A 10,198-nucleotide genomic window follows, 5' to 3' on the forward strand; every position below is an offset into this window, starting at 1 on the left:
GCCGCCGCTGCCGCCCATGCCGCCGGGCAGCGCTGCGCCCTGACCCATTTTCGCGATGTCGGCCTGTGACACGCCGGCGCCGCCGAGCGCGTTCATCATGCCCTTCATGCCGCCCTTGCCGAGCTTCTTCATCATGTCGGCCATCTGGCGGTGCATCTTGAGCAGCTTGTTGACGTCCTGCACGGTGACGCCCGCACCGGCGGCGATGCGCTTGCGGCGCGAGGCGTTGAGCAGGGCCGGCTTGGCGCGTTCCTTCCGGGTCATGGACGAGATGATCGCTTCCTGACGCTTGATGACACTGTCATCCATATTGGCCGAGGCCATGGCCTGCTTGGCCTTCTTCGCGCCGGGCAGCAGCCCCATGATGCCGCCGAGGCCGCCCATCTTCTGCATCTGCTTGAGCTGGTCGGCGAGGTCGTTCAGGTCGAACTCGCCCTTGCGCATCTTCCTGGCCATGCGCTCGGCCTTTTCCTGGTCGAACTGGTCGCCAGCTTTTTCGACGAGCGAGACAATGTCGCCCTGGCCGAGGATGCGGCCCGCAAGGCGCTTGGCCTCGAAGGCGTCGAGGCCGTCCAGCTTCTCGCCGGTGCCGAGGAACTTGATCGGCAGGCCGGTGACCGCGCGCATCGAGAGCGCCGCGCCGCCGCGACTGTCGCCGTCCATCCGGGTGAGGACGAGGCCGGTCAGCGGCAGGCGCTCATGGAAGCGCTTGGCCGTCTCGACGGCGTCCTGGCCGGTCAGCGCGTCGGCGACGAGCAGGGTTTCCTTCGGCTCCGCGATCTTCGCGATGTCGGAAGCTTCCGCCATCATCTGTTCGTCGATGGAGGTGCGGCCCGCGGTGTCGAGGAAGAGGACGTCATAGCCGCCGAGCTTGGCGGCCTGCAGCGCGCGGCGCGTGATCTCGGCCGGCATCTGGCCTTCGACGATGGGCAGCGCGGAGACATTCTCGCCGGCCTGGTCGGCCAGGATGGCGAGCTGTTCCATGGCGGCCGGACGGCGCACGTCCAGCGAGGCCATCAGGACCTTCTTCTTGTCGCGCTCGGCGAGCCGTTTGGCGACCTTGGCCGTGGTCGTCGTCTTACCGGAGCCCTGCAGGCCGGCCATCATGATGACGGACGGCGGATTGTCGACGCGCAGGCGGGTTTCGGCATCCTCGCCGCCCAGCATGTCGACCAGGCCGTCATGGACGATCTTGATGACCTGCTGGCCCGGCTTCACCGAGCGGATAACTTCCTCGCCGACGGCGCGCTCGCGCACCTTCTCGATGAAGTCCTTGACCACGGGCAGGGCGACGTCGGCTTCCAGAAGCGCCACGCGGATTTCGCGCAGCGCGGAATTGACGTCTTTCTCTGTCAGGGCGCCGCGCCCTGTCAGTCCGTCGAATATGCCGCCGAGGCGGTCTGTCAGCGCGTCGAACATCGCGTTACTCCATGCTTGCCTGTCTCGTTCACAGGTAAGCGCTCATGACCTTTCGCGCAAAGCGGTGCGGCCCCACTGAGCGAACCTTCGCCGAGCAGGGGCTTCGCCGGGCTCTTGGCCTGAATGTTCCCCGCTCACCTTCGGTTTGCGATGGAACGGGCTCAGGGCGGCTGTCCCGGAAAAGCGCGCTTTTTCACTTTGCGCATGATTTAAGCGGGCCCTAAAGCACGAGACGGCTGGAAAATCAAGCGCTCGGTGTGGCTGCGATGCCCGCCACAGAGGCGCCGAGATGGTGCATGGCGGTGCGGATTTCCTCGCCGACCAGCGACAGGATGACCAGATCGACCCAGCGCCCGTCGGCGAAGCGCGAATGCTGGCGCAGCACCCCTTCGCGCAGGGCGCCGAGGCGTTCGACATTGCCGATGGCGCGCTCATTGTCGGAGGCGAACCACCACTCGACACGGCGGGCGCGCCATTCCAGCGCGCGTTTCAGCATCAGATACTGGATGTGGTTGACGAGGCCGGTGCCGCGTTGGGCCTGTTCGAGCCAGATATAGCCGATCTGGACGCGCCGGTGCAGCCGGTTGGGCTGCAGGAAGGCCGAGAGGCCGACCAGCCGGTTCTCGCGCTTCAGCATGACGGCGAGGCCGAGGCCGTTGCCAAGCTCTGCCATGCGCAGCGTGTGGTCGAAATAGGCGTCGATACTGGTCCCGGCCGGGATGAGGGGCATCGAGGACCACATATGCTCGACGGCGCCGCTTTCATGGACGGCGTCGCGGTGGTGTTCACCGAGCGGCTCGAGCCGTATCAGCCGCGTGTCCAGTCCGGGGGCTGCGAGTTCCATGGCCCGGATAGTAACACAGAGAGGGGGCCCTCGGGCAGGCTGTCTTTGGAAAATTGCCTGCCCGGTGGCGATTTTCCGGGCTTAGCCGGCAGCTTCTTCGGCGGCCAGGACGCGGGCCACGCCGTTGATGACGGCGGCGATCCGCAGCGAGGCCTGGATCTGCTCGGAGGTCAGCCCGGCCTTGCGCAGCTCGCCCTCGTGGGCGTCGAGGCACATGCCGCAGCCATTCACCGCCGAGACAGCCATGGAATAAAGCTCGAAATCGGCCTTCTCGATGCCGGGCGAGCCGATGACGTTCATTCGCAGGCGGGCGGGAAGCGTGCGATAGGTCTCGTTGGAAACCAGGTGGATGGAGCGATAATAGACATTGTTCATGCCCATGATCGCCGCAGCTGCCTTGGCCGCCTTGGCGGCTTCTTCCGACAGCTTGGCTTCGGCCTCGGCCTTGATGTTGGAGACGATGGCCGGCGTGCCGATGGCATAGGCGCAGGCCAGCATGCAGCCATATTTCTGCTGGTCGTTGAGAATGGTCTCATTGGCAAGCGACCCGATGTTCAGCTTCAGGTCCTTGGCATAGTCGGGCATGGCCGACTTCAGTGTGTCGATGGACATAGGAGATCTCCCTGGAGATAGCGCAAGAAAGCCCTGCGGCGGCCCCGGAAGGGTCATGCGCAGGGCTTTCAGATCCGTCTCGGAGCGGCCCGTACGGGCCGCGCCGGATTTGGTTTACTCTGCCGCGACGTTCAGGACGTCACCGCCGACTTCGCGGTTACACGGGCAAAGCTCGTCGGTCTGCAGGGCGTCGAGGACGCGCAGCGTGTCCTGCGGGTTACGGCCGACATTCAGGTTGTTCACGTAAACGTGCTGGATGACACCGTGCGGGTCGACGAGGTAGGTCGCGCGATAGGCGACGCCTTCTTCCTCGTTGCGCACGCCGAGACCGTCGACGAGCGAGCCGGTCGTGTCGGCGAATTGCCAGATCGGCAGGTTGTGCAGATCCGGGTGGTTGCGGCGCCAGGCGAGCTTGACGAACTCGTTGTCGGTCGAGCCGCCGAGCACGACGCAGTCGCGATCTTCGAACTCACCGGCGAGGCGGCCGAATTCCGCAATCTCGGTCGGGCACACGAAGGTGAAGTCCTTCGGATAGAAGAAAATGACCTTCCACTTGCCGTGGAAGCTGTCCTGGGTGAGCTCTTCGAACGCACTTTCGCCGTTCTCTTCGTGCTTCATGAATTTCGGTTTTACACCGACGACCTTGAAGTCTGGGAGGTTCGCGCCAATTCCAAGCATTGTAAGCCTTTCGTATTTGTATACTGGGTATGCAGTATTGCATTTGTCTTGGGTTATGAATGCCCAATTTGCATGACAGAGTACCCATATCAAATTGATAAAAAGCATTATGGGGATAGATAAAATCTATGCATCTTCCCACGCTGAGACAGCTCCAATTTCTGTGCGCGCTGGCCGACGAAAAGTCGTTTTCGCGGGCTGCCGAAGTCTGCAATGTCACCCAGCCAACGCTCTCTTCTGCCATCAAGGAGGTCGAGGCGATCCTTGGCGTCCAGCTGGTCGAACGCGAGGCGCGCGGTGCGTCGCTGACACGGGCCGGCGAAGCCACCGTCGAACGGGCCAGAGCCATCCTGTCGAGCGCGGCCGACCTTGTCGCCGCCGCGCACCAGGCCGGCGCCCCGCTGACCGGGCACTTCCATCTCGGGGCCATCCCGACGCTGGCGCCCTTCCTGCTGCCGCGCACGCTGGCGGATCTCAGGGCCAGCCATCCGGAGCTGCGGCTCTATCTGCGTGAGGACCAGACCGAACGGCTGATCGAGGGCCTGCGCAACCGCACGCTGGACGCGGCCCTGATCGCGCTGCCCTGGCAGGCCGGCGGCATCGAGACCGAAACCCTCGGCGATGACGAGTTTCTCTATATCGGGCCGAAGGAGCACAAGCTGTCCACGGCGAAGAAACTGGCCCCGGAAGACCTCACCAGCGAGGATGTCCTGCTGCTGGAAGACGGCCACTGCCTGCGCGACCATGCGCTGTCGGTCTGCTCTCTGTCGCCGACGGGCAATGGCTCCAATGTCGGGGCCACCTCGCTGGCGACGCTGGTCCAGATGGTGGCCGGCGGGCTGGGCGTTTCGCTGCTGCCGCGCATCGCCGCCGAAGCCGGTGTCACCGCCGGCACCGATGTAGCCATCCGCCGCTTCGATACCCCCGTCATCGGCCGCCAGATCGGCATTGCCTGGCGGGCCGGCTCCCCGCGTGAGAAGGAAGCCCGGATGATCGGGGATTGCGTACGCAAGACGCTGTCAGACCGCGCCGCGGACGGCGCGGGTCTGGAAGCCCGCGTCTAGTAGCGGTCCTCGGCGCGGAAGACTTCCTCGTCGAACTCGTTCTCCCACTTCGCCACCAGCGTCGAGACGGCGAGGTCGCCGGTGATGTTGGTCATCGTGCGCATCATGTCGAGCAGGCGGTCGAAGGCGAAAAGCGGTGCGAGGATAAGCAGCATCTGCTCCGGTGTCGCCCCGATCACGCCGAGCGTGGTGGTGGCGAGGAACAGGCTGACCGACGGGATGCCGGCGGTGCCGATCGAGACCAGCGTCGCCATGACGGCCACGGTGATATAGGTCCCGAAGGTCACATCCAGGCCGAGCGCCTGGGCGGCAAAAAGCGCGATCAGGCCCTGATAGAGCGCGGTGCCGTCCATGTTGATGGTTGCGCCGAGCGGCAGGACCGAGGAGGCGACGGGCTTGCCGATGCCGAGGTTCTTCTGCGCGACACTCATCGTCACGGGCAGGGTGGCGCTTGATGACGAGGTCGAGAAGGCGACCATCTGGGCATCCGTCGCGCCGCGATAGAAGGGGATCAGCGGCAGCCGCCCGATCACCTTGATCAGGAAGCCGTGCGTGATCAGCATGTGCAGCGCGCAGGCGAGATAGACCGACAGGGTCATCATGCCGAGCGCGGCAACGACGGCAAAGCCGTAATCGGCCATCACCCAGGCCATCAGGGCGAGCACGCCGAAGGGCGCGACTTCCATTACAAGCAGGGTGAGCTTCAGGATCGCTTCGGCGCCAGAGTTGAAGACGTCGGCAACGGGCTTGCCCGCATCACCGGCGAGCAGGATGCCGATGCCGAACATGATGGCGAAGAAGATGACCGGCAGGACATCGCCGCGCGCCATGGCATCGACCGGATTGGTCGGCACGATGGCGAGCACGGTGCGCATGATCTGCTCGAAGACGCCGGCGGTTTCCATCGCCCCGCCGCTTTCAAGCCGCTGGCGGGTCGCCTCGATATCGTCCTGCGAGACGGTGCCGACATCGAAGCCGGCCCCGGGCTGCAGGATGGTGCCGATGATCAGGCCGATGGTGACGGCGACAAGCGTGGTCAGCATGTAGACGGCGATGGCGCGCCCGCCGAGACTGCCGAGTTTCTTCGGATCGCCCATGGCCAGCACGCCGGAGACGAGTGTCAGGAAGATGAGCGGGACGACCAGCATCCGGATCAGGTTGAGGAAGAGGTCGCCAAAGGGCTTGAAATACTGGCCGGCCTGCGAGGCCGTCTCTTCACTCAGGCCGTAGCGGAAGCCGACGCCGATCAGCGTGCCGAGCACAAGCCCGATCATCACGCGCTTCCAGAGATCCATTTCGAACCAGGCTTTCATCCCATAACCCCTTGATCACCAAACTGCCGCGCACCCTAGAGGCGCGACTGATGAAATCAAATCCACATCTGCCAAATCACGGTTATGCTTGTTCCTGTCATGCACAATTGCGTCTACAAGCAGCACAGATGACCTGGATTGACCGACTTTCGACCGGCTGGAAGGCCTGGATCCTGTTGTTCGCGCTGACAATGACGGCTGCCGCCCCCGGCGTTTTCAACCTGCCCGCCCTCGACCGTGACGAGAGCCGATTCGCCCAGGCCTCGAAACAGTATCTCGAGACCGGCGACTATATCGCCATCCGCTATCAGGACGAGTTCCGCAACAAGAAGCCGGCCGGCATTCACTGGCTGCAGGCCGGCTCCACGGCCGCCTTCGGCGAGGGCGAGAACCTCGATATCTGGACCTATCGGGTGCCGAGCTGGATCGGCGCGGGGCTGGCGACGCTCGCCTGCTTCTGGGTCGGGATCGGGGCGGTCGGTCGACGAAGCGCCTTAATCGGCTCGGCGCTGTTCGGTTCGAGCCTGCTGCTGACGTCGGAGGCGCATATCTCCAAGACCGATGGCGTGCTGGTCTTCCTGATCACGCTCGCCATGGGCTGCCTGCTCCGGCTCTATCTGCGCAAGGATAATGACAGGAAGCTCGCCATCGCCTTCTGGGTGATCCATGGCGCGGGCTTCCTGATCAAGGGGCCGGTCATCACGCTGGTCGCCGGCCTGGCGATCCTGGTGCTGTGGATGTGGGACCGGCGCGACCATGACTGGATGAGGAGCCTCGCCTGGTGGCCGGGGCCGCTGATCAGCGTGCTCATGGTGCTGCCCTGGCTCATCCTGATCCAGATGGCGACCCATGGCACCTATGTCGAAGGCGCTGTCGGCAAGGACCTCAAGGACAAGCTGGTCTCGGCCTCGGAGGGCCATGGCGGGCTGCCGGGCTATCACCTGATGCACCTGCCGGCCTGGTTCTTCCCGGGCATCCTGCTCTTCATCCCGGCCATCGTGCTGACCTGGCGCTATCTGCGCCACCGCACGCTGGAATCGCTTGGCGATGTCGACCGGGACGGGCTCAAATTCCTCGTCGCCTGGGCGGTGACGACCTGGATCTTCTTCGAGCTGCTGCTGACCAAGCTCAGCCACTACATCCTGCCGGCCTATCCGGCCTTCGCGCTGCTCTGCGGCTGGGCGGCGGTGAAGCTGATGGAGAACAATCGCGCACCGGTCTCGCGCTATCTCTCCACCGCGCTCTTCCTGCTGGGCGGGGTGGCGCTGGCCGCCTTCCTTTCGCCCTGGGTGGTCGAGGCGCTGCAGGCCGACAAGGCCGGCGACTTCCGCACCGTCAGCGAGGACGCCGTGCTCGCCCAGTGGGCCGGGGCGAGCGACTATCCGCTCTTCCTCTGGTGGCTGGGCGCGGGGGCGGTGGTCTTCGCCGCGCTTTCCATGATCGTGCGGCGCATCGGCTGGGCGGTGACGGGCGGGGTGGCCGCCGCGCTCCTGCTCGGCTGGCAGGCGCGCATCTTCGTGCTGCCGAGCCAGACCTGGATCCAGGCGACCGAGACCGGCAAGCTCGCCCTGGCCGAGGTTTGCGGCATCCCGCATACCGATTGCGGCGCGACGAAAGGGCCTGAGCGCGTGCTGGCGCTCGGCTATGCCGAACCCTCCTATGTGCTGAGCCTCGGCACGCAGAACCTGCACCCGCCGGAAACCCCGCTCGACCTGCCGGAAGACGACAGCGCCTATCCGGTCGTCTATCTCGTCAATCTGGAGCAGCCGGGCGTGCCGGACGAGTTCGCGCGCGTCGAGGCCTCGGCTGATGATCTCGGGCGCTGCTCGACGCGGTCAGAGCCGCATTATGCGCTGAACTATTCCAATAACGATCCCACGGCTTTCATCGCCGTGCGCTACGAGGCAGACTGCCCGTCTGAATAAATCGCAAGGCCGGGAACCCTGTCATAAGGACAGCGTTTGCGAGCCACTGGTTCTGAATGGAGGAGAGGAGAATCCCATGGATCCATCACGCCGCCGCCTGCTCGCGCTTGCAGGCACCACAGCCCTGGTTGCCCCGCTTGGCGGGTGCGGCACCATCCTTTACCCCGAGCGCCGCGGCCAGACCGGCGGACGCATCGACCCGTCGGTCGCCATCCTGGACGGCATCGGCCTGCTCCTCTTCATCGTGCCTGGCCTGATCGCCTTTGCGGTCGACTTCGGCTCCGGTGCGATCTACCTGCCGGGCGGTTCGCGCGCCGATGCGGGCGACGAGCTCACCACGCACCGCTTTGCCGGCACGCTGACCGAAGACAAGTTCGACCGCGCCTATGAAAGCCAGTATGGCGAAAAGCGCGACTGGGCCTTCGAGGACGCCGAGCGCGTCGAGGTATCCGATGTCGAGGACATGCACCGCAAGCTCGCCGCGCTGCGCGCGTCCGGCACGGTCCGCCTCTAGCGCGGCATCACCGCCTGCGCCTAGTATCGGGCCATGCGGCTGCGCAAGGACTACAGCCCCGAACGGGTGATCACGCCCGTCACCCAGGCCGTGCACTGGCCGGTGGGTGGCGGGCTGTGGATCAATGCGCGCGCCTATGACCCGCCCATGCCGAAGCGCGAGGGCGAGCGCGGCTGGCCGGTCTGGATCCTCGAACATCAGGGCCGGGAGCTGCGCTTCGCCTCGCCTGAGGAGATGGCGCATGTCGCCCACGTCCTCGGCCACCGCGTCATGCCGCGGCCCTGGCAGATGACGGGCACCGATTACGGCTATCACAACCAGCACTGGCTCTCGCGCCTCGACAAGGCGTGGACGCCCTGGCCGGTCCGCCAGGCGCTGGTGGACTGCCTGCGCGCGGCGAGCGGGTAGGGGAGAGGAGAGGATTGCCCCCGTTTGGCGTCATCCCGGTTTGCGCGACGCGCAAGACCGGGACCCAGCCTTCGGCCGCGACTGGGTCCCGGATATTTGCTCGCGCAAATTCCGGGATGACGAGCTTCGGTGATGCGAGCTGAAGGACAAACGCTGGCGCCTTCACCCCGTGCTCTGGCGCATCGCCTTGCGATGCGTCCTCCTTCGCACCCTCTCCCGCGACCGGGAGAGGGGAAGGGCGCTTGGGACAAGATGGGCCTCGCCCTTCGACAAGCTCAGGGTGAGGCCTATTGGGGGCTTGCAGCAAAGAACACCCTCATCCTTGTCTGTTTGAAGTGTGCGATAGAGGGGTGGCAGGCGAGACCCCGTTCTCATCCTTGATTTGACGGATCGTGGCTCAGCCAGGGGCTCGCCTGCCGGGTACGACAGTTGTGTCGCCTGAACAGTTGCCAGGGGCGGTGACAGCCGACCCCGTATGACAAGGACAGGATTTTCTTCATGTCACACCCTGCTCTCGGCGTCGATATTTCCAAGACGCATCTCGATGTCTTCGATCCGCGTGACGGCTGCTTTCACCGGCTGTCCAATGATGCGGCAGGGCTCGATACCCTCTGTCTGCTGGCTCCCCCATCCATCGTCTTCGAGGCCACAGGCCCTTATGGCGAAGCGCTCGAACGGGCGATGAGCCAGGCTGGCGTGCGGATGTACCGGGTCAACCCGCGCCAGGCGCGCGAGTTTGCCCGCGCCTCTGGCGTGCTGGCCAAGACAGACCGTGTCGATGCCCGGCTCCTGTCGGCCATGGCCGGCCAGATCAGCCTGCCGGTGCACGTCCCACCCGCACCCGGCGTGCAGGTCCTGCGCGAGCTTCACGCCTACCGGCATGATCTTGTTGAAGCCCGAAAAGCCTGTCTCAACCAGCTCGAACGCTATCGCTGCGGCCCGCTGGTGCGGCGGCTGAAAGCCAGGATCGCAGGCCTGACCCGACAGATCGTCACCATGGACAAGGAGATCGCGGTCCATATCGAGGCCGATGACACCCTGGCTGGCCGGGCCCGCCTCATCGCCAGCGAACCGGGCGTCGGACCGGTCACAACCGCAGCCCTGCTCGCCTTCCTGCCAGAGCTCGGACACCTGGCCCGAAGACCCATCGCAGCCCTTGCAGGCCTTGCTCCCCATGCCCATGAAAGCGGAAGCTTCAGGGGAAAACGCCGGGTCTGGGGCGGGCGCGCAAGGGTGCGCGAAGCACTCTACCTCGCCGCCCTCTCAGCCTCGCGCCATCACCCAAGGCTCAAGCAGACCTACTGCGCCATGCGAACCGCTGGAAAACCTCCAAAGCTCGCCCTCATCGCTATCGCCAGAAAACTCCTCACAATCCTCAACGCAAAACTCAGAAAACATGACATCCAATACAGTTGCTGAGC

10 protein-coding genes are annotated in these 10,198 nt (G+C 65.0%); 5 read left to right on the plus strand and 5 right to left on the minus strand.

From position 1 onward, the window contains the following. The 4 genes from ffh to B8784_RS07975 all read right to left on the minus strand — a co-directional run. The coding region (gene ffh / locus B8784_RS07960; RefSeq protein WP_084397198.1) for a signal recognition particle protein at positions 1-1,419 on the minus strand (1,419 nt) is incomplete at its 3' end. A 244-nt stretch (positions 1,420-1,663) separates the two neighbouring features. Next, on the minus strand, positions 1,664-2,263 hold the full coding sequence (locus B8784_RS07965; protein ID WP_084397200.1) for a GNAT family N-acetyltransferase: 600 nt from the start codon (positions 2,261-2,263) through the stop codon (positions 1,664-1,666). Positions 2,264-2,344: 81 nt separating this feature from the next. Continuing rightward, positions 2,345-2,875 (minus strand): carboxymuconolactone decarboxylase family protein, encoded by a 531-nt coding sequence (locus B8784_RS07970; protein ID WP_084397202.1) that lies wholly within the window; start codon positions 2,873-2,875, stop codon positions 2,345-2,347. A gap of 114 nt (positions 2,876-2,989) precedes the next feature. Next, positions 2,990-3,553, minus strand: a complete 564-nt coding sequence (locus B8784_RS07975) for a peroxiredoxin (protein ID WP_084397204.1) — start codon at positions 3,551-3,553, stop codon at positions 2,990-2,992. A gap of 128 nt (positions 3,554-3,681) precedes the next feature. Between B8784_RS07975 and B8784_RS07980 the strand changes: the two genes are divergently transcribed. Then, a complete protein-coding gene (locus B8784_RS07980) occupies positions 3,682-4,617 on the plus strand; it encodes a hydrogen peroxide-inducible genes activator (RefSeq protein WP_084397206.1) in 936 nt (311 codons plus the stop codon). Here the strand turns inward: B8784_RS07980 and B8784_RS07985 are convergent. Beyond that, a complete protein-coding gene (locus B8784_RS07985) occupies positions 4,614-5,930 on the minus strand; it encodes a dicarboxylate/amino acid:cation symporter (RefSeq protein ID WP_084397208.1) in 1,317 nt (438 codons plus the stop codon). The genes B8784_RS07980 and B8784_RS07985 overlap by 4 nt on opposite strands. A gap of 128 nt (positions 5,931-6,058) precedes the next feature. On the opposite strand from B8784_RS07985, the gene B8784_RS07990 reads away from it, so the two are divergent. From B8784_RS07990 to B8784_RS08005, 4 genes are all read left to right on the plus strand, one after another. Beyond that, the gene (locus tag B8784_RS07990; RefSeq protein WP_084397210.1) at positions 6,059-7,855 is read left to right on the plus strand and encodes an ArnT family glycosyltransferase; all 1,797 of its coding nucleotides are present in this window, start codon (positions 6,059-6,061) and stop codon (positions 7,853-7,855) included. Positions 7,856-7,931: 76 nt separating this feature from the next. After that, on the plus strand, positions 7,932-8,369 hold the full coding sequence (locus tag B8784_RS21900; RefSeq protein ID WP_084397213.1) for a hypothetical protein: 438 nt from the start codon (positions 7,932-7,934) through the stop codon (positions 8,367-8,369). A 33-nt stretch (positions 8,370-8,402) separates the two neighbouring features. Then, a complete protein-coding gene (locus B8784_RS08000) occupies positions 8,403-8,777 on the plus strand; it encodes a hypothetical protein (RefSeq protein ID WP_084397215.1) in 375 nt (124 codons plus the stop codon). A gap of 498 nt (positions 8,778-9,275) precedes the next feature. Next, positions 9,276-10,196, plus strand: coding sequence for a transposase (locus tag B8784_RS08005; RefSeq protein ID WP_084396516.1), 921 nt, complete (start codon positions 9,276-9,278; stop codon positions 10,194-10,196). Positions 10,197-10,198 lie beyond the last annotated feature (2 nt).

The sequence above is a fragment of the Henriciella aquimarina genome (assembly GCF_002088975.1).
In the GTDB taxonomy this organism is placed as follows: domain Bacteria; phylum Pseudomonadota; class Alphaproteobacteria; order Caulobacterales; family Hyphomonadaceae; genus Henriciella; species Henriciella aquimarina.

Excerpts from the sequence above, each read along its gene's own strand:
- B8784_RS07965 (WP_084397200.1), bottom strand. The coding sequence starts at position 2,263 with ATGGAACTCGCAGCCCCCGGACTGGACACGCGGCTGATACGGCTCGAG.
- B8784_RS07970 (WP_084397202.1), bottom strand. The coding sequence starts at position 2,875 with ATGTCCATCGACACACTGAAGTCGGCCATGCCCGACTATGCCAAGGAC.
- B8784_RS07975 (WP_084397204.1), bottom strand. The coding sequence starts at position 3,553 with ATGCTTGGAATTGGCGCGAACCTCCCAGACTTCAAGGTCGTCGGTGTA.
- B8784_RS07980 (WP_084397206.1), top strand. The coding sequence starts at position 3,682 with ATGCATCTTCCCACGCTGAGACAGCTCCAATTTCTGTGCGCGCTGGCC.
- B8784_RS07985 (WP_084397208.1), bottom strand. The coding sequence starts at position 5,930 with ATGAAAGCCTGGTTCGAAATGGATCTCTGGAAGCGCGTGATGATCGGG.
- B8784_RS07990 (WP_084397210.1), top strand. The coding sequence starts at position 6,059 with ATGACCTGGATTGACCGACTTTCGACCGGCTGGAAGGCCTGGATCCTG.
- B8784_RS21900 (WP_084397213.1), top strand. The coding sequence starts at position 7,932 with ATGGATCCATCACGCCGCCGCCTGCTCGCGCTTGCAGGCACCACAGCC.
- B8784_RS08000 (WP_084397215.1), top strand. The coding sequence starts at position 8,403 with ATGCGGCTGCGCAAGGACTACAGCCCCGAACGGGTGATCACGCCCGTC.
- B8784_RS08005 (WP_084396516.1), top strand. The coding sequence starts at position 9,276 with ATGTCACACCCTGCTCTCGGCGTCGATATTTCCAAGACGCATCTCGAT.